Source organism: Isoptericola sp. NPDC057653, assembly GCF_042799955.1.
In the GTDB taxonomy this organism is placed as follows: domain Bacteria; phylum Actinomycetota; class Actinomycetes; order Actinomycetales; family Cellulomonadaceae; genus Isoptericola.
Genome location: NZ_JBHVHP010000001.1, coordinates 701426 through 717998, shown reverse-complemented (window position 1 = coordinate 717998; position 16573 = coordinate 701426). Strand labels below are relative to the sequence as shown.

The 16573-nt window shown below is 75.1% G+C and carries 20 protein-coding genes; 12 read left to right on the top strand and 8 right to left on the bottom strand.

The genetic code is table 11. From position 1 onward, the window contains the following. Positions 1–80: 80 nt before the first annotated feature. The 3 genes from ACFU9A_RS03235 to ACFU9A_RS03225 all read left to right on the top strand — a co-directional run bounded on the left by ACFU9A_RS03235 (position 81) and on the right by ACFU9A_RS03225 (position 3069). Positions 81–740: a GntR family transcriptional regulator gene (locus ACFU9A_RS03235; protein WP_430573821.1), complete on the top strand. Its 660-nt coding sequence runs from the start codon at positions 81–83 to the stop codon at positions 738–740. After that, a complete protein-coding gene (locus ACFU9A_RS03230) occupies positions 737–1927 on the top strand; it encodes an MFS transporter (protein WP_430573820.1) in 1191 nt (396 codons plus the stop codon). The genes ACFU9A_RS03235 and ACFU9A_RS03230 overlap by 4 nt, the downstream gene beginning before the upstream one ends. Positions 1928–2031: 104 nt before the next feature. Continuing rightward, positions 2032–3069 carry an excalibur calcium-binding domain-containing protein gene (locus ACFU9A_RS03225; RefSeq protein ID WP_430573819.1) on the top strand — a complete coding sequence of 346 codons (1038 nt, stop codon included), beginning with the start codon at positions 2032–2034 and terminating at the stop codon, positions 3067–3069. Positions 3070–3072: 3 nt separating this feature from the next. Here ACFU9A_RS03225 and ACFU9A_RS03220 read toward each other — a convergent pair whose 3' ends face one another. Further along, positions 3073–3855 (bottom strand): hypothetical protein, encoded by a 783-nt coding sequence (locus ACFU9A_RS03220; RefSeq protein WP_430573818.1) that lies wholly within the window; start codon positions 3853–3855, stop codon positions 3073–3075. Further along, positions 3852–4385, bottom strand: coding sequence for an RNA polymerase sigma factor (locus ACFU9A_RS03215; RefSeq protein WP_430573817.1), 534 nt, complete (start codon positions 4383–4385; stop codon positions 3852–3854). The genes ACFU9A_RS03220 and ACFU9A_RS03215 overlap by 4 nt, the downstream gene beginning before the upstream one ends. 118 nt (positions 4386–4503) lie before the next feature. On the opposite strand from ACFU9A_RS03215, the gene ACFU9A_RS03210 reads away from it, so the two are divergent. Both ACFU9A_RS03210 and ACFU9A_RS03205 read left to right on the top strand, forming a co-directional pair. Next, the gene (locus tag ACFU9A_RS03210; protein ID WP_430573816.1) at positions 4504–5250 is read left to right on the top strand and encodes a hypothetical protein; all 747 of its coding nucleotides are present in this window, start codon (positions 4504–4506) and stop codon (positions 5248–5250) included. Positions 5251–5293: 43 nt separating this feature from the next. Beyond that, the gene (locus tag ACFU9A_RS03205) at positions 5294–5698 is read left to right on the top strand and encodes a hypothetical protein (protein ID WP_430573815.1); all 405 of its coding nucleotides are present in this window, start codon (positions 5294–5296) and stop codon (positions 5696–5698) included. Positions 5699–5713: 15 nt separating this feature from the next. Here ACFU9A_RS03205 and ACFU9A_RS03200 read toward each other — a convergent pair whose 3' ends face one another. From ACFU9A_RS03200 to ACFU9A_RS03180, 5 genes are all read right to left on the bottom strand, one after another. Then, entirely contained in the window at positions 5714–6481 is a 768-nt protein-coding gene (locus ACFU9A_RS03200) for an amino acid ABC transporter ATP-binding protein (protein WP_430575331.1), read from the bottom strand. A gap of 41 nt (positions 6482–6522) precedes the next feature. Then, a complete protein-coding gene (locus tag ACFU9A_RS03195; protein WP_430573814.1) occupies positions 6523–7482 on the bottom strand; it encodes an amino acid ABC transporter permease in 960 nt (319 codons plus the stop codon). Between the two features lie 76 nt (positions 7483–7558). Further along, complete coding sequence (locus ACFU9A_RS03190; RefSeq protein WP_430573813.1) at positions 7559–8491, bottom strand: ABC transporter substrate-binding protein; 933 nt, start codon at positions 8489–8491, stop codon at positions 7559–7561. 129 nt (positions 8492–8620) lie between these two features. After that, positions 8621–9034: a hypothetical protein gene (locus tag ACFU9A_RS03185; RefSeq protein WP_430573812.1), complete on the bottom strand. Its 414-nt coding sequence runs from the start codon at positions 9032–9034 to the stop codon at positions 8621–8623. Continuing rightward, positions 9031–9450, bottom strand: a complete 420-nt coding sequence (locus tag ACFU9A_RS03180; RefSeq protein ID WP_430573811.1) for a hypothetical protein — start codon at positions 9448–9450, stop codon at positions 9031–9033. Before ACFU9A_RS03180 ends, ACFU9A_RS03185 begins: the two co-directional genes overlap by 4 nt. A gap of 280 nt (positions 9451–9730) precedes the next feature. Between ACFU9A_RS03180 and ACFU9A_RS03175 the strand changes: the two genes are divergently transcribed. The 5 genes from ACFU9A_RS03175 to ACFU9A_RS03155 are packed head-to-tail and all read left to right on the top strand — an operon-like array spanning position 9731 to position 14753. Then, positions 9731–11377 carry an ABC transporter substrate-binding protein gene (locus tag ACFU9A_RS03175; protein ID WP_430573810.1) on the top strand — a complete coding sequence of 549 codons (1647 nt, stop codon included), beginning with the start codon at positions 9731–9733 and terminating at the stop codon, positions 11375–11377. A 7-nt stretch (positions 11378–11384) separates the two neighbouring features. Further along, on the top strand, positions 11385–12383 hold the full coding sequence (locus tag ACFU9A_RS03170; RefSeq protein ID WP_430573809.1) for an ABC transporter permease: 999 nt from the start codon (positions 11385–11387) through the stop codon (positions 12381–12383). Next, positions 12376–13173, top strand: coding sequence for an ABC transporter permease (locus tag ACFU9A_RS03165; RefSeq protein ID WP_430573808.1), 798 nt, complete (start codon positions 12376–12378; stop codon positions 13171–13173). The genes ACFU9A_RS03170 and ACFU9A_RS03165 overlap by 8 nt, the downstream gene beginning before the upstream one ends. Then, entirely contained in the window at positions 13163–14113 is a 951-nt protein-coding gene (locus ACFU9A_RS03160; protein ID WP_430573807.1) for an ATP-binding cassette domain-containing protein, read from the top strand. The genes ACFU9A_RS03165 and ACFU9A_RS03160 overlap by 11 nt, the downstream gene beginning before the upstream one ends. Continuing rightward, positions 14097–14753, top strand: coding sequence for an ATP-binding cassette domain-containing protein (locus ACFU9A_RS03155; RefSeq protein WP_430573806.1), 657 nt, complete (start codon positions 14097–14099; stop codon positions 14751–14753). The genes ACFU9A_RS03160 and ACFU9A_RS03155 overlap by 17 nt, the downstream gene beginning before the upstream one ends. A gap of 49 nt (positions 14754–14802) precedes the next feature. On the opposite strand, the gene ACFU9A_RS03150 is transcribed toward ACFU9A_RS03155, so the two are convergent. Beyond that, a complete protein-coding gene (locus tag ACFU9A_RS03150; RefSeq protein ID WP_430573805.1) occupies positions 14803–15036 on the bottom strand; it encodes a winged helix-turn-helix domain-containing protein in 234 nt (77 codons plus the stop codon). 162 nt (positions 15037–15198) lie between these two features. On the opposite strand from ACFU9A_RS03150, the gene ACFU9A_RS03145 reads away from it, so the two are divergent. Continuing rightward, a complete protein-coding gene (locus ACFU9A_RS03145; protein ID WP_430573804.1) occupies positions 15199–16068 on the top strand; it encodes an EamA family transporter in 870 nt (289 codons plus the stop codon). 110 nt (positions 16069–16178) lie between these two features. Beyond that, positions 16179–16565 carry a hypothetical protein gene (locus tag ACFU9A_RS03140; RefSeq protein WP_430573803.1) on the top strand — a complete coding sequence of 129 codons (387 nt, stop codon included), beginning with the start codon at positions 16179–16181 and terminating at the stop codon, positions 16563–16565. Positions 16566–16573: the final 8 nt, after the last annotated feature.

Below are 16573 nucleotides of genomic sequence, written 5' to 3'. Positions count from 1 at the left end.
GCCCCCGGTCTACCAGCGGCGACCGACAGGCCCGCTCCCCGCCTTGCATGCAAGTTGGATGCAAGCGTAGGTTGCCCCGGGTGACCACCTCCAGCGCGGCCCCGTCGTCGCCGCCCCTCAGCGCCGCCGAGCGCGCCTACCGGCTCACCAAGGCGAAGATCCTCTCGGGCGAGGTGCCCGGCGGGCGTCTCCTCGCCGAGGGCGACATCGCCGCGGAGCTCGGCATCAGCCGCACCCCCGTGCACGAGGCGTTCCTGCGCCTCGACACCGAGGGCCTGCTCGCCGTCGCGCCCCGACGCGGCGCCGCCGTCGTGCCCATGGCCCCCGACGAGGCACGCGACGTGCTGGAGATGCGCGAGGCCGTGGAGCGCTCCACCGCCCGCCGCGCCCTGGCGCACGGGCGCCCCGCCGAGGCGGTCATCGAGGAGCTGCGGGCCCACGTCGAGCGCCAGCGCGCCGCGTCCACGCAGGGCGACGTCGACGCGTTCGCCGAGGCCGACTCCGCGTTCCACGGCGTCCTCGTGCGGGCGTCGCGCAACCAGACCGCGGTGCAGTTCATGGGGCTGCTGCGCGACCGGCAGCTGCGGCTCATGTACCAGCACCTGCACGTCGGTCCGGAGGAGGTCGCCACCGCGCTCGCCGAGCACGAGGCGATGCTCGCCGCCGTCGAGCAGGGCGACGCTGACGCCTACTGCGACCTGCTGCACGACCACGTGCGCCGGCACCGGGGCATCCTGTGAGGCGCAGCTGGCTCGGCGCGTTCGCCGCGCTGTTCGTGTGCTCCTGGGCGGGCAACCAGTTCACCCCGGTGCTGCTCATGTACGAACAGGTGCAGGGCTACGGCGACGCCACCGTGAACGCGTTCCTCGGCGTGTACGTGCTCGGCCTCGCGCCCGCGCTGCTCGTCGCGGGGACCCTGTCGGACCGGTACGGCCGCCGCCCCGTCATGCTCGTCGCGACCGTGTGCGCGATGGCGGCCAGCGCCGTCCTCGCGCTCGGGTTCCTCGGCCCGCTGCCGATCTACGTCGGGCGTCTGCTCGCGGGCATCACCGTCGGCACGGCGACGTCGGTCGGGACGAGCTGGCTCAAGGAGCTCTCCCAGGTCCCGTTCGACCGGGACGCGGACGCCGGGTCGGGCGCACGACGCGCCTCGCTCGCCTTCACGCTCGGCTCCGGGGTGGGGGCGCTCGTCGCCGGCAGCCTCGCGCAGTGGGGGCCCTGGCCGGAGGTGCTGCCGTTCGTCGTGCACCTGGTCGTCACGGCGCCGTTCCTCCTGGTCGTGCTCCGCACGCCGGAGACCGTCGCGTTCGGCGGCGCGCCCGGTCCCTGGTGGCGCGGGCTCCGCGTCCCGGCGGCCGGCCACCGCCGCTTCACCGGCGTGGTCGCCGTCGTCGCCCCGTGGATCTTCGTCGCCGCCGCCCTCGCCTACGGGTACGCGCCGGTGCTGCTGAGCGACCAGACGCAGGGTCTCGGCGTGGCCTACGCGACGCTCGTCACCGTGGTCGCGCTCGGCGTCGCCGCGGTGGTGCAGCCGGCGGCCAAGCGGCTCGACGCCGTCGACAGCGCGCGCGGGCTCACCGTCGCGGTGGGCCTGCTCACCGTGGCCGTCGCGTGCGTCGGGCTGACCGTGACGACCGGCGGCCCGTGGTGGGGCGTGGGCGCCGCGGTCGTCGCGGGCGCCGGCATGGGCATCGGCCTGTCGTCCGCGCTCCTGGAGGTCCAGCGCATCGCCGGGCCGCGCCACCTCGCCGGGCTGACCGGCGTGTTCTACGCGGTCGCCTATGCCGGGTTCCTGACGCCCGCGGTGATGGCGGCGATCACCCCGCCGTTCACGACGGCGCAGCTGTTCGTCGCGCTCGTCGTGCTCGGGATCGTCTCGACCGGCGTCGTCCTGGCGCGGTATCGCAAGCACCTCCCCGGGGCCTGACGCCGCGGTCGACACCCCTCCGAGCGCGGTCGGACGCGGACCGGCATGGACCCGGGCAGACGGTTTCCGCCATAGTGGGTGCCGCTCGACGACGGAGGAGTGTCATGGCTGTGCGTTTCAACCCGCCCCCGGGGTGGCAGGTTCCCCCCGGTTTCCGGCCCGACGCCGGGTGGGTCCCCGACCCCGCGTGGCCACCCGCGCCCCAGGGCTGGGACTACTGGGTGGACGACGCCCTGACCTCCGCGCGCCCGTCGCGGCCCGAGACGCCGGCCGAGGCGACCACCGTCATGGCCCCGGTCCGGGCGGTCGCCGCGGCGCCGGCAGCCGTCGCTGCGATGCCCCCCGCCGTCGCCACCACCGCGGTCCATGCCGCGCCTCCGGTCGCCACCACCGCGACGTACGGGGCGCCGCCGGTCGCCGCGACCTACGGCGCCCCGGTCGCGACGCTCGCCCCGCCGCCCCCGCCCCCCGTCGCACCGTCACCGCCCGCGCCGCCCGCGGGCGGCCATCTCGGCGGCGACGACGGGTCCGTCATGGCCACCGTCTCGACCGCGCTGCGCGACGTCGGCGACAAGCTCCGCGCCGGCCGCGAGGAGCGCGCTGCGCGCCGGGCCGCCGAGGCGACGCCCGCAGCGGCCGCTCCCCGCACCCGGTCCACGCGCAAGGGCCGACCGCCGAGCCTGCTCGTCGGCGGGGTGGCCGTCGCCTGCCTCGCGCTCGGCTGCATCCTCGGCGTCACCGTCTCGATGATGCGCAGCTCCGACGCCGCCCAGGCCCTCGTGGACGCCAACAGCAAGATCGCCCAGGCCGAGCAGCTCAAGGCCGAGGCCCAGGCCGCGCAGGAAGCGCTGACCACGAAGTCGGCCGACGTCAAGGAGCGTGAGGACGCCCTGAAGGAGCGCGAGCAGGCCGCCGACAAGCAGGAGGCCGAGCTCGCCAGCCAGCAGAAGGCCTTCCAGGACCAGCAGGCGCAGAAGCAGCAGGAGGAGCAGAACCAGCAGAACCAGAACTCCGCCTGGTTCTACTGGGACTGCAACGCCGCCCGCGAGGCCGGCGCCGCCCCCATCCAGAACGGCCAGCCCGCCTACCGGGGGGCGCTCGACCCCAACGGCAACGGCATCGCCTGCGAGGACGGCGAGTAGGGGCTACCGCGCGACGACGTCCGTCTCCGCCCGGGCGCCGTCGGTGAAGGTCAGCTCGGCGGTGCTGCGCAGCGATGCCTCGCCGGGTGCCCAGACGGCCCACCAGCCGTCCTCGACGGTGGCCTCCACCCGCTCGCCGGACGTCAGGACGAGCGCGACGGACTCGACGTCGGAGCCGACGCGGCCGAACGCGGAGGTGAGCGCGCCGTCGCCGGTGTCGCCCGCGGACCACGACGCGGTGCCGGACTGGAGCGTCGTCAGCTCGCGCGGGCCGGGCGCGGCGGGCAGCTGGGCCGGCACCGACTCGCCCGCGACGACGTCGGTGGCGCCGGACGCCTGCGACGTGACCAGGCACTCCCCCGTGGCGCCGGCGCCGACGAGCAGCACGTACGTGTACTCGCCACGCTGCTCCGCGAGCACCGGGCTGATCGCGATCTGATCGACGCGCGGGCCGTCGTCGCCCGTGACGATGGTGCGCGCGTGCGTGTCGCACGACGCGGCGCGCTCGGCCGTCTCCGCGGCCGTCAGGGTCGTGGGCACGGCGGTCCAGCTCGCGAACGCCGACGTCGCGCCGGGCCACCACACGGTCGCGACACCGGCGACGGCGACGACGGCCGCGGCCGCCGCGCCGGCGAGGACCGCGGGGCGCGGGGACCGGCGGATCCGCACGGCCGCCCGCGGGGAGTCGAGGATCGCCGTCAGCGCCGCGTCGTCGGGGCGCCCGGGCGCGTGCAGCTCGCGGGCCGGATCGAGGTCGGCGAGCTGGACCATCATGGGGGACTTCATCGCGCCTCCTGCAGCTTCTGGAGCACGGTGGCCGTCTCCGACGGCAGGCCGGAGTAGGCCAGCAGCCGCTTGCGGGCCCGGGTCAGACGGACGGAGAACGTCGACGGTCGGATCCCCAGGACGCGCGCCCCCTCGACGGCGGTGAGCCCGTCCCAGGCGACCAGGGCGATGACCTCCCGGTCGGCGTCGGTCAGCATGTCCCACGCCCGCAGCAGGTCGGCACGGTCGGCCGCCAGGTCGTCCGTGCCCTCCTTGCCGGCCGAGGGCTCGCGCTCGAGCCGGACGCCGAGCGCCCGCCAGCGGCCGTGCGTGCGCAGGTGGGTGGCGAGCACGTTGCGCGCGACGCCGAGCAGCCACGGCTTCGCGTTCTCGGGGACGTCCGCCAGACGGCGCCACGCGACCAGGAACGTCTCCGACACGATGTCGTCCACCAGGCTCGCCTCCACCCGACGCGCCACGAATCTCGTCACCGCCTCGTGCTGGTCCACCCACATCTGCGTCAGCAGCTCACGGGCGTGGGCGTCGTCCACAAAGAAACCTTCCGTCTACCACAGGAGTTGCCGGCAACCCCCCGAGTGCTACACCGTAGTCACCGCAAGCGTCGACGACGACGTCGCAGCAGCGCGCCGGAGCCCCCCGAGGAGTGTCATGAGCCGAGGCAGGAACGTCCACCGGAACGTCGCCGCAGGTCTGGGTGCCACCGTCCTCGCACTGGGGCTCGCCCTCGGCGCCGCGACCAGCAGCCAGGCCGCGACCGACGGCACCGCGGCCGGCGAGAACCTGCCGGGCGTACCGGCCCCCGGCAGCCCCGCCGACGCGTGGGAGGCCTGGGCCGCGCAGGAGCGCGCCGACGCCGAGGCCACCGACTGGAAGGCCGACGCCGCCGCCCGCGGCTGCACCCTGGAGGAGGTGACGATCTCCGAGGAGGTCGACACCGACTACAACCTCGCGATGGGCGCCCCCGCCGACCTGAGGACCCACCGCGTCGACCTGCTCGAGAAGTGCGCCGACACCGCCGGCGCCTCCGACACCGCGGCCCGGGCGGCGACGTCCGACGCCGCCACGCTCAGCCTGCCGTCGGGCGACCGGTGCGCGACGACGTCCGGCCCGGGCACGATGTGCCTGACGAAGAGCAGCGGCCGCATCTACGCCTCGTGGCAGTACCGCGGGTCCGGGTCGGTCACCGGGTTCCTGCGCATCTACCGCGTGCCCACGGGCGTCGACGGCTGCCCCACCGGCACCACCTGGCTCACCGGCGCCTCCGCCACCTGGAGCAACGGCGACACCCGCACCATCTCCAAGACCCGCACGACGGCGGGCGGCTACTCCGCCCACATGTGGAAGAAGGTCCTGGTCGGGCACACCGACTGGGGCGGCGCCTGCTCGTCCCTCTGAGGCCCCACCGACGAGCATCCGACCGACGAGCCGAGGTGGTGGCGTGACGAGCGACCAGCTCGGGGTCGTGGTCTTCGTGGTGTGGACCGTCGCGCTGGTGGCAGTCCCCGCGACGACGATCGTGGCGGTCCTGCGCCACCGGCGGCGGGTCGGGCCCGGGCTCGTGGCCCTCGCCGTGCTGGCCTTCGCCGTGGTCGGTGTCGGCTGGTGGTTCGTGCTGTCCCCCGTCGTCATCGACGGCACGACCTGCATGTCGGGTTCGGCCGTGTGGGGCCTGCTCGACGACAGCCTCGACATGACCGATGCGGAGACCCCGGAGGCACTCCGCCTGGCCTGCCGCGACCTGGCGCGCCAGATCGTCGCCGGGTGGGCCGCGGCGTCGCTCGCCGCCCTCGCGGTCTGGCTCGTCGCCCTGGTCCGGGCGCCGCGCCAGGCCGTGCCGAGCTAGGGCGCCCGCCTGCGGCTAGAGCACGTGCGCGAGGAAGTCGCGCAGCCGCGGCTCGGACGGGTTGTCGAGCACGTCGCCGGGGCGGCCCTCCTCGACGATCACGCCGTCGTCCATGAAGACGACGTGGTCGGCGACCTCGCGGGCGAAGCCGATCTCGTGCGTCACGACGATCATCGTCATGCCGGAGCGCGCCAGGTCCTTCATGACGGCGAGCACCTCGCCCACGAGCTCCGGGTCGAGCGCGGACGTGGGCTCGTCGAAGAGCATGAGCTCCGGGTCCATGGCGAGCGCCCGTGCGATGGCGACGCGCTGCTGCTGGCCGCCGGACAGCTGCGCCGGGTAGTGCCCCACCCGGTCGGTCAGGCCCACGCGGTCGAGCAGCTCGAGCGCCCGCTGCCGCGCCGCCGTCCTGGACAGCCCGCGCACCTGCACGGGCGCCTCCATGACGTTCTCCAGCGCCGTCATGTGCGGGAACAGGTGGAACCGCTGGAAGACCATCCCGATGCGGGAGCGCTGCTTCGCGATCACCTTGGGGTGCAGGCGGTGCAGCACGCCCTTGGCGTCGCGGCGGTAGCCCATGAGGTCGCCGTCGACGTGGATGGAGCCGGCGGTGATCTCCTCCAGCTCGTTCACGCAGCGCAGCAGCGTGGACTTGCCGGAGCCGGACGGCCCGAGCACCACGGTGACGGAGCCGCGCGCGACGTCCAGGTCGACGCCCTTGAGCACGTGCACGGCCTCGTGCCCGTGGCCGAAGACCTTGTGCACGCCGCGGACCTCGACCATCGCGTCGGAGGTCGTGCTCGCAGGGTGGGTCGTGGCGTCGCTCACGGGGTCACCTCCAGGAAGGGGTCGTCCTTGGTGGTGCCGGACGCGCCGATGAGGTCCTGCTTGCTGGGCTTGCGCCGGCCACCGCGGGGGCCGCGGCCACCACGGCCACCGCGGTCGCCGTCGAACCCGCGGCCGTAGTGCCGCTCCAGGTAGTGCTGGCCGACCATGAGGACCGACGTGATCAGCAGGTACCAGAGCGCGGCCACGATGAGCAGCGGGATGGGCTGGTAGATGCGGGCGCCGATGGCGCTCGTGGCGTACGTGAGCTCGAGGGTGAACGGCACCGCGATGACGAGCGACGTCGTCTTCAGCATGGAGATCGTCTCGTTGCCGGTGGGCGGCACGATGACGCGCATCGCCTGCGGCAGCACGACGCGGCGCATGATCTTGCCGTCCTTCATCCCCAGGGCGCGGGCCGCCTCGGCCTGCCCCGGGTCGACGGACGACAGGCCCGCGCGCACGATCTCCGCGAGGTACGCCGACTCGTTGAGCGCCAGGCCGATGAGGGCGGCCCAGAACGCGGTGATGACGTCGTTGGTGGTGAACGTCCAGAACTCGGGGCCGAACGGGATGCCGAGGCTGAGCCGCGGGTACAGCACCGAGATGAGGCCCCAGAACACCAGCTGCGTGTAGATCGGGGTGCCGCGGAAGAACCAGATCCAGAACCAGGCCACCCACTTCATGACCGGGTTGTCGCTGCGCCGCATGATGGCGAGCAGGACGGCGAGCACGATCGCGATCGCCATCGAGCCGAACGTCAGGACCAGCGTCCAGCCCACCCCGCGCACGACCACGACGTCGCGCAGGTACAGCCAGACGGTGTCCCAGCGGAAGTTCGGGTTGGTGACGAGGGCGTTGACCGCCATCGCGGCGAGGACGAGGACGACCACCGCGGAGACCCAGCGACCGGGGCGTGGCACCGGCCGGGCGTGGATCGGCTCAGGCAGCGAGCTCATGGGAAACCTCCGGGACAGCGATCGAGCCTGGCGAGACCATCATGGCCTCGCCAGGCCCGACCAGCGAGAAACGACGTCAGCCTGCCGGGTTCAGCTCCGCCTTGTCGAGGGCGGCGTCGCCGCTGCCCCACGAGTCGGCGATCGCCTTGATCGTGCCGTCGTCCATGAGCTTCTGCAGCGCGCCCTGGATCGCCTCGGCGAGCTGGGTGTCGTCCTTGGCCACGACGACGCCGTACGGCGCGGCGTCGGTCACGTCGCCCAGTGCCTCGATCGCGCCGCCGGACTGCTGCACGGCGTACGCCGTGATGGGCGAGTCGGCGTACATGGCCTGCAGCTTGCCGCCCGCGAGGTTGGTCGCGACGGCGGCCTGCGAGTCGTAGGGCAGGACGTCGATGGCGTCCTTGCCGGCGTCCGTGCACGCCTTCGACGCGGCGTCGAGCTCGTCCTGCTGGACGGTGCCGGTCTGGACGCCGACGGACAGGCCGCACAGGTCGGCCGGGTCGACGTTCTCCGGGTTGCCCTTCGCGACGGCGTACTGCGAGCCGGCGCTGAAGTAGCTGACCATGTTGACGGTCTTGAGGCGCTCGGGCGTGATCGTGAACGCGGAGAAGCCGGCCTCGTACTTGGTGCCGATCGCCGGGATGATCGCGTCGAACGTGGAGGACTGGACGTCCGCCGTCAGGCCCAGGGTCTTGGCGACCGCGCCCGCGATGTCGATGTCGATGCCGATCGGCGTCTTGTTGTCCGCGGCCACGAACTCCACCGGCGCGTACGTCAGCTCGGAGCCGATCGTGAGCTTGCCGTCCTTGGCGACGGCCTCCGGCACGGACGACGCCAGCGCGTCGTCCTTCGCGATGCCGGAGAGGTCGAAGGCCTCCGGCGAGGCCGACGCGCCCGACGAGGGGGCGGCACCGCCGGTGTCCTGCGAGGCCGTGGTGCAGCCGGTGAGGGCGAGGGCGGCGACGGCCGAGGTGACGACGGTCGCCACGAGGGTGGGACGGGTGCGCATGGTGGGGCTCCGAAGGTCGTGCGGGGGTCTATGCATGAGTATGCAGCCCTATGCATGATCCTCCAAACCGCCTGGTGATCAGTGCGCGACCAGGCGTCGTACGGCCCTCTCGACCAGGGTCACCCCGCCTCAGCGCGTTCGCCGCCCGCCCCCGCGGAACAGGGCTCGTAGGTTCGTCGTGAGCGCCCGCTGCAGAAGCTCCGTCCCGGCGGGCGTCGTGACCGTCTGCGTGGGGAACCACCGGCCGCGCCGCTCGACCCTGCCGTCCAGGTACGCGTGCGCCACCGCGAGGAGCTCGTCCAGCGACTCCGCGATCTCGTCGTCGTCGGGTTGCATGGTCGGGATGACCAGGAGGAAGCGGCCGTCCACGTCCAGCCTGAACAGGTGGTCGCCCGACGTCCTGACCCGCGCCCACCGCTCCGGCTCGTCCACCCGCCAGAGCCGGGCGACGGCCTCGTGGTCGCGGGTCGTCACCTGGCGCTCCAGACCCGGGAGGTCGTCCGTCGCCGACCGCAGGTACGCCTCGATCTCGGTCAGGTTCACCGGACGGTCGCCCGCTCGCCCCGCGCCATGTCCAACCGGTCGAGGAACCAGTCGACCTGGTCGCGCAGGACGGCGATCTCGACCTCGCCCTGACCCGTCACCCCGCGGAAGACGGCGCAGTCCGGGTCGACGGCGAACGACTCCCGGAACGACGGCGTGCGCGGCGCGCCGTCGAGCCGGACGACGTGCACGAGCGTCGAGTGCCGCGCGAGACGGCCGGCATCGACCTCCCAGCGGCCGTGCGTCCAGCGGGACGACAGGCCGGGCAGGCTCCCCTCGACCACCCGCAGCCCGGCATGGATCCGCCCGCGCGCCTGCAGCCGCCGCCTCCGGCGCCGGTTCCACGGCTCAGCGATCGCGCTGCCGACGGCGTCGCCGATCAGCTCACCGACCGCCTCGACGATCACTCCCAGCATGTGCCGCGCCCTCCGGACCACCGACGTCGCGCGCCCTGCGCGGCGGCCACACGGTAGCCCCCTCGACGGCCGCGACGACTTCCTCGTCGGCCCGGATCATCCGTTCCGCGGAACTTTCACCCGTCGTCCGGTGGCGCGGTCGGGCGCCCTTACACTCGGAACGCACCCCGGCTCCCGCCTCCTGCGCGGTCCGGACCGCAACGTCGCAGGTCGAGCGGGTGCATCCCCCCTTTCGGCTGCGGTGTCCGCGGCCGCAGTCCCGCCTGCCGAGGAGTGATGCATGCCGCGCACCCGTCCGTCGTCCTTCGCCACGCCCGCCCGGTTCGCCGTGGTGGGCCTCGCCGTCGCCGTCTGCGTGTCGGGCTGTGCGACGTCGGCGGGCACGGGCGGGGCGGCGGACGTGGACGACGGGACGCGGGTGGTGCTCGCCGACGCGCAGCCGCTGGGCGGCTACAACCCGGTGAACGGGTACGGGGAGCTGGGCGTCTCGCCGCTGTACGACGGGCTGCTGCGCCCGCGGTCGGACGGCGACGACAGCCTGCCCGCGCTGGAGCCTGCGCTGGCGGCGGAGGCTCCCGTCGCGTCCCAGGGCAGCACGGTGTGGGACGTGACGCTGCGCGAGGGCGTGACGTTCTCCGACGGCACCGCGTTCGACGCGGCCGACGTCGTCGCGACGTACCGGGCGGTGCTCGACCCGGCGTCGGCGTCGGAGGTCGCGGGCGCGTTCCGCATGATCGCGGACGTCACGGCCACCGACGACCGGCACGTGCGGTTCACGCTCACGCACCCGTACTCGTCGTTCCCGTCGCGGCTCACGCTGGGGATCGCGCCGTCGGAGCGGCTCGACGGCGGCCCCGCCCGCGACTCGACGCTCAACACCGAGCCCGTGGGCACCGGCCCGTACCGGCTGACGCGGCTCGACGCCGGCCAGGCGGTGTTCACCGCCGACCCGGACTACTGGGACGGCGCCCCGCAGGTCACCGAGCTGGTCACCCTGTACCTGCCGGACGACAACGCGCGCGCCCAGCGCGTGCGGGCGGGCGACGTCGACGGCACGGTGCTGCCGCCGGTGCTGGCGGCGTCGTTCGAGGGCCGGCCGGGCCTGCGGGTGCAGTCGGTGCGGACGGCGGACTGGCGCGGCGTCTCGCTGCCCACCGACAACCCCTTCACGAGCGACCCGGCCGCGCGCGAGGCCATGAACCTCGCCGTCGACCGGGACACGATCGTCGACGGCGTGCTCGCCGGGCACGGCAGCCCCGCCGCGACGCCGGTCAGCGCCGTCTACGGCGACGCCTTCGACGCCGGCGCCACCTTCCCCTTCGACCGCGCCCGGGCCGAGCGCCTGCTCGACGACGCCGGCTGGCGCACCGGTGCGGACGGCGTCCGCGCCAAGGACGGCGAGCGGGCCGCGTTCCCGCTCTACTACCTCGCGTCGGACAGCCTGCGCCGCGACATGGCGGCCGCGTTCGCGGCGGACATGGCCGCGGTCGGGATCGACGTGACGCTGCGCGGCGCCGACTGGCCCGAGACGGACGAGCACCTCACCGACGGCGCGGTGCTGCTGGGCGGCGGCGAGCGCCCGTACGACCTCGACACGCAGCTGTTCGACGTCCTCCACACGCGCGCGAAGGACACCTCCCCGTACGACAACCCGGGCGACCTCGAGATCCCCGGCGTCGACGCGCAGCTCGACCGCGCCCGCGCCAACCTCGACGCCGACGAGCGCACCGCCGCCTACCGGGCCGTCCAGGAGGCGTACGTGCAGCACCCGACGCACGTGTTCCTCGCGTTCGTCGAGCACACGTACGTGGCGCGCGACGACGGCGCCGACGGTCCCGGCTGGGACCGCGGCCCGCTGGTGCTGGAGCCGCACGCCCACGGCGTCTCCTGGGGGCCGTGGTGGGACGTCGCCGGCTGGCGGCGGTGAGCGTCGAGTGAGGGCCGGAGTCCTCGCCCGGCGGTCGCGCGACCTGCGCCGCGTGACGCTGCGCGCCGTGGCGTTCGGCGTGCCGGTGCTGCTGGTGGTCTCCGCGCTGGTGTTCGTGCTGGCCGAGCACTCCCCGCTCGACCCGCTCGCCGCGTACCTCGGCGCCCGCTACCAGGACACGTCGGCCGCCGACCGGGCCGCGCTGAGCGCCACCCTCGGCCTCGACGCGCCGTGGTGGCAGGGCTGGCTGGGGTGGGCGGGCGACCTGCTGCACGGCGACCTGGGCTGGTCGCGCGTCGACACGATGCCCGTCACCGAGGTGCTCGCCCAGCGGGTCGGGTGGACGCTGCTGCTGTCCGGGACCGCCCTGGTGGTCGCCCTCGCGCTCGGTGTCGGGCTCGGCGTGCTGGCCGGCACGCGCCCGGGCGGGAGGCTCGACGCCGCGCTGACCGGCCTCGCCGTCCTGCTGCAGTCGGTGCCGCCGTTCGTCCTCGCGCTCGGCGCGGTGCTGGTCCTCGCGGTCATGCTGCCGGTGGCGCCGGCGGCCGGGGTCGCCGAGCCCGGCGCGTTCCCCACCGTCGCGGGGGTGGCCGCGCACCTCGCGCTGCCCGCGTCGGTGCTGGCCGCCACGATGCTGCCCTGGATGCTGCTCGGCGTGCGGACGGCCGCCGCCCGCGCCGTCACCTCCGACGCCGTCCGCGGCGCCCGCGCCCGCGGCCTGCCGCCGTCCGTGGTCGTGACGCGGCACGTGCTGCCGGTCTCGCTCGGCCCGCTGGTGATGGTCGTGGGCGCGCGCGTGCCCGAGCTGGTCGTCGGGGCGGTGCTGGTGGAGGAGGTCTTCGGCTGGCCGGGGATCGCCGGGGCCGTCGTGTCGTCCGCGCGGGCCCTGGACCTCGCGCTGCTCGCGGCGCTGACGGTCGTGACGACGGCCGCCGTCCTGGTCGGCTCGTACCTGGCCGACGTCGCGCAGCTGCTGCTCGACCCGCGGGTGGCCGTCGATGCGTGACGCCCGTCGGTTCCTGCCGCCCGCCGTGCTGCTCGGCGTCCTCGTCGCCTATGCCGTCGTCGTGCCGCTGCTCGCGGGCCCGACGACCGTGGACTTCGCCGCGACGCTCCGGCCACCGAGCCCCGCGCACCCGTTCGGCACGGACCACTCCGGGCACGACCTGTTCGCCTGGGTGGCCCGCGGGCTGCGCGTGTCGCTGGTGATCGCGCTCGGGTGCGCCGTCGTCGCCGTCGCCGTGGGCGTGGCCGTGGGCGCGCTCGCCGCCTCCCGCGGCGGCCTGGTCGACGCCGTCGTGATGCGCGTGACCGACGGCGTCAACGCGCTGCCGCACCTGCTGCTCGGCATCGTCGTCGTCGCCTTCTTCCCCGGCTCGCTCGTGGCGGTCATGGCGTCGATCGCCGTGACGCACTGGCCGCAGGTGGCCCGCGTCGTGCGGGCCGAGATGCTCGCCGTGCGGTCGTCGGCGTACGTCGACGCCGCCTACCTCGCGGGCGCCGGGCGGCTCCAGGTGGCCCGCGAGCACCTGGTGCCCGCCGCGACCCCGCAGGCGCTCGTCGCGCTGGTGATGCTGGTGCCGCACGCCGTCTGGCACGAGGCCACGCTGAGCTTCCTCGGCCTCGGCCTGCCGCCCGACCGCGCGAGCCTCGGCACCCTCCTGGAGGTGGCGCGCGGCGACGTGCTCACCGGCGCGTGGTGGACCCTCGCCTTCCCCGCCGCCGTCCTGGTGCTCGCCACCGTCGCCGTGTCCGGGCTGGGCCGCGCGTGGCAGGGGGCCGGCCATGGCGCGTGAGCGAGGGGACGGCGCGACGACGGCGGCCGTTCCGGCCGTCCGGGTGCGCGGGCTGACCCTCCGGCTGCCCGCCGGCGACCGGTGGGTGCACGCGGCGACCGACGTCGACCTCGACCTGCGCGCGGGCGAGATCACCGCGCTGGTGGGCGAGGCCGGCTGCGGCAAGTCCGTGCTCGCCGCGTGCCTGTGCGGGCTGCTGCCGGCGGGCGCGCGCGCCACCGGCTCGGTCCGCGTCCTGGGCGCCGAGCTGCTCGGCGCCCCCGAGCGACGCTGGCGACGCGTGCGCGGCCGGGTGGTGGGGCTGTCGCTGCAGTCCGGGGCGTCGTCGTTCACCCCCGTGCGGACGCTCGGCGCGCAGCTCGCCGAGACGCTCGCGGCGGTCGCGCCGAGGGCGGGAGGTGCGGCGTCGGGCGTGCCGGAGCTGCTGGCGCGCGTCGGGCTCGACCCGGCCGACGCCGCCCTGTACCCGCACGAGCTCTCCGGCGGGATGGCGCAGCGCGCCGGCCTCGCCGGGGCCCTCGCCGGCGACCCTGACGTGCTCCTCGCCGACGAGCCCACCGCCGGCCTCGACCCCGCGCTCACGGCGCGGGTACTGCGCCTGCTGCGGGCCGTGGCCGACGCCGGCACCGCCGTCCTGCTGGTCACCCACGACCTGCAGGCGCTGGAGACGACGGCCGTCGCCGACCGGCTCGCCGTCATGTACGCCGGCCGGGTCGTGGAGGAGGGCGCCGCCGACGACGTGCTGCGCGCGCCGCGCCACGACTACACCGCCGCCCTGCTCGGGGCGCTGCCGTCGCGCGGACTGGTGCCGATCCCCGGCACCCCGCCGGAGCTGACCGACCTCGACCCCGCCACGTCGTTCGCCGACCGGCTCCGCGCCCGGACCCCGTCGACCCTCGCCGCCCTGACTCCGGAGGTGCCCGATGGCGCTCGTCGCTGACGGCGTGAGCTGCTGGTACCCCGGCGCCGCGCCGCCCGTGCACGCCCGCCGGGTGCTGGACCGGGTGAGCATCGCCGTCGAGCCGGGGCGCATCGTCGGGCTGACCGGGCCGTCGGGCGCGGGGAAGTCGTCGCTGGGGCGCATCCTGTGCGGGCTGCAGCCGGCGCAGGAGGGCGCCGTCGTCGTCGACGGCGAGCCCGTGCCCACCCGGCGGGGCCGGATGACCGGCGCGGTGGGGCTGCTGCACCAGTCGCCCCGTGCGGCCACCAGCCCGCGGCTGACCCTCGGCGCGATCGTCGCCGAGCCGCTGCCGCGCCGCGACCGTGGCACCCCCGACGGGCGCGCGCGGGTCGTCGCGGTTGCCCTGCGGGTGGGCCTCACCCCCGACCTCCTGACCCGGCTGCCGGCGCAGGTCTCCGACGGCCAGCTCCAGCGGGCCTGCCTCGCCCGCGCCCTGCTCGCCGCCCCGCGCTACCTGGTGGCCGACGAGCCCACGGCCATGCTCGACGCCGCCACCACCGCCGCCGTCGCGCAGGTGCTGCGCGACCTCACGGCGGCCGGCGCCGGCGTGCTGCTGGTCTCCCACGACCACCCGCTCGTCGACGCGCTCGCCGACGAGCGGGTGCAGCTGCCCCGGTGACGTAGCGATCCGTCGTCGTCCCAGGCGCTGACGGCGACGAATCGCGACGTCACCGCCCCGGGCCGGTCTCGTGCTCCTCCACCAGCCCGCACCGCGCGAGCTGCCGCAGGTGGAACGAGCAGGTGGTGGCGGTCTCGCCGATCGCCTCGCCCGCCTCCGTCGCGGAGAGCGGGCCGGGCAGGAGCGCGTCGACGAGCTTGAGCCGGACCGGGTGTCCGAGCGCGCGGAGGGTCTGCGCGTCGGCGGTGTGCTGGTCGGGGTGCCGGTCGGGGTGCGAGGACATGCGGTGAGGCTAGGAGCGCCGCCGGCGCCGCTCCAAAGGGCGCTCTCGAGAGAGCTCTCTCGGAGACTCAGGAGCGTCGACGTCGCGATAGGTCGTCGTCCCGAACGCGGACGGCGACGCATCGCTACGTCACCGCGGCACCCGGCGAGTACGGTCGGGCCGGTGACCCCCACCACGACGGCGCTCGTCCTCGCAGCGGCGGTGCTGCACGCGGTGTGGAACGTGGCCGCGAAGCGGGTGGACGGCGACTCGCGCGTGTTCGTGTGGCTGTACGGCACGGCGTCGGCGGTGCTGTGGCTGCCGGTGGGCCTGGTGGTCCTGGCCCGCGACGGCTGGCCCGACCTGGGCGCGCTGGTCCTCGCCGGCGCGGTCTCCGGGGTGCTGCACAACCTCTACGGCGTGGCCCTCAACACCGGCTACGCGCGCGCCGACCTGGGGGTCGTCTACCCGACGGCGCGCGGCACGGGTCCGCTGCTGACGATGTTCGTGGCGCTGGTCGTGCTGGGCGAGCACGTGGACGCGGTCAACGTGGTCGGCGGCCTGGTGGTCGTCGCCGGCGTGGCGGTGGTGGCGAGCTCGGGCGCCTCCGGGGTGGACGCCTCGCGGGGCCTCGCCGGCGTGCGCTGGGGCGTCGCCACCGGCGCCGCGATCGCGGCGTACACGCTCTGGGACGGGCACGCGGTCACGACGCTCGCCCTCGACCCGGTGGCCTACTTCGCCTGCAACGCCGTGTGGCAGTCGCTCACGCTGGCGCCGATCCTGCGCGACCGCGGCCGCCGCGCCGAGGCCGCACGGATGGGTCGCCGGCACCTGCGCGAGATCCTGCTGGTCGCGGTGCTGTCGCCGCTGGGCTACATCCTCGTGCTCGTCGCGATGCAGACGTCCCCGGTGGCGCTGGTGGCGCCGGCCCGCGAGTCGAGCATCGTCGTGGGCACGCTGCTCGCGTGGTGGCTGTTCAAGGAGCCCCGGCCGGCGGTGAAGATCGTCGGGTCGCTCGTCGTCGTCGCCGGCATCGCGCTGCTCGCCCTGTAGCCGCCGGACGCGCACGGGCACGAGGACTTCATCCCCGCCTCCCTTGACAGCCGCGGCGCCCTGCAGGGAGTAATGAAGGACCATCCGTCGCGCTCCGAGGTGATGACCCGATGCCCGTCACGCTCTCCCCCCACGCCCCCGCCGTCCTCCGCGACTACTACGGCATCCTCGAGGGCGGGCCCGGCGCCTACGAGGGCGGGGCCCGGCTGCGCGACCTGCTCTCGCCGCACCTCGACTTCACCGGACCTCTGGCGGGCCACCGGCCCGACTCGACCGAGGGCTTCCTGCACGGCGTGTCGGGCTTCGTCGCGACCGTGCAGGACATCGAGGTGACCCGCGACGTCCACGACGACACCGGGTCCGCGGTGCTCTACGCGGCGACCATGCCCGGCGGCCGGGTCACGTTCGCGGAGTTCTTCACGATCGCGGAGGGCCGCATCGCCGCCCTCCGGCTGCTGTACGACGGGCAGGAGTACCTGGACAAGGGCGGCCGCTGACCGGTCGA

What these genes read in the sequence shown, in the direction of transcription:
- ACFU9A_RS03225 (WP_430573819.1), top strand. Translation starts at nt 2,032, where the DNA reads ATGGCTGTGCGTTTCAACCCGCCCCCGGGGTGGCAGGTTCCCCCCGGT.
- ACFU9A_RS03220 (WP_430573818.1), bottom strand. Translation starts at nt 3,855, where the DNA reads ATGAAGTCCCCCATGATGGTCCAGCTCGCCGACCTCGATCCGGCCCGC.
- ACFU9A_RS03210 (WP_430573816.1), top strand. Translation starts at nt 4,504, where the DNA reads ATGAGCCGAGGCAGGAACGTCCACCGGAACGTCGCCGCAGGTCTGGGT.
- ACFU9A_RS03200 (WP_430575331.1), bottom strand. Translation starts at nt 6,481, where the DNA reads ATGGTCGAGGTCCGCGGCGTGCACAAGGTCTTCGGCCACGGGCACGAG.
- ACFU9A_RS03195 (WP_430573814.1), bottom strand. Translation starts at nt 7,482, where the DNA reads ATGAGCTCGCTGCCTGAGCCGATCCACGCCCGGCCGGTGCCACGCCCC.
- ACFU9A_RS03190 (WP_430573813.1), bottom strand. Translation starts at nt 8,491, where the DNA reads ATGCGCACCCGTCCCACCCTCGTGGCGACCGTCGTCACCTCGGCCGTC.
- ACFU9A_RS03180 (WP_430573811.1), bottom strand. Translation starts at nt 9,450, where the DNA reads ATGCTGGGAGTGATCGTCGAGGCGGTCGGTGAGCTGATCGGCGACGCC.
- ACFU9A_RS03175 (WP_430573810.1), top strand. Translation starts at nt 9,731, where the DNA reads ATGCCGCGCACCCGTCCGTCGTCCTTCGCCACGCCCGCCCGGTTCGCC.
- ACFU9A_RS03165 (WP_430573808.1), top strand. Translation starts at nt 12,376, where the DNA reads ATGCGTGACGCCCGTCGGTTCCTGCCGCCCGCCGTGCTGCTCGGCGTC.
- ACFU9A_RS03160 (WP_430573807.1), top strand. Translation starts at nt 13,163, where the DNA reads ATGGCGCGTGAGCGAGGGGACGGCGCGACGACGGCGGCCGTTCCGGCC.
- ACFU9A_RS03155 (WP_430573806.1), top strand. Translation starts at nt 14,097, where the DNA reads ATGGCGCTCGTCGCTGACGGCGTGAGCTGCTGGTACCCCGGCGCCGCG.
- ACFU9A_RS03150 (WP_430573805.1), bottom strand. Translation starts at nt 15,036, where the DNA reads ATGTCCTCGCACCCCGACCGGCACCCCGACCAGCACACCGCCGACGCG.
- ACFU9A_RS03140 (WP_430573803.1), top strand. Translation starts at nt 16,179, where the DNA reads ATGCCCGTCACGCTCTCCCCCCACGCCCCCGCCGTCCTCCGCGACTAC.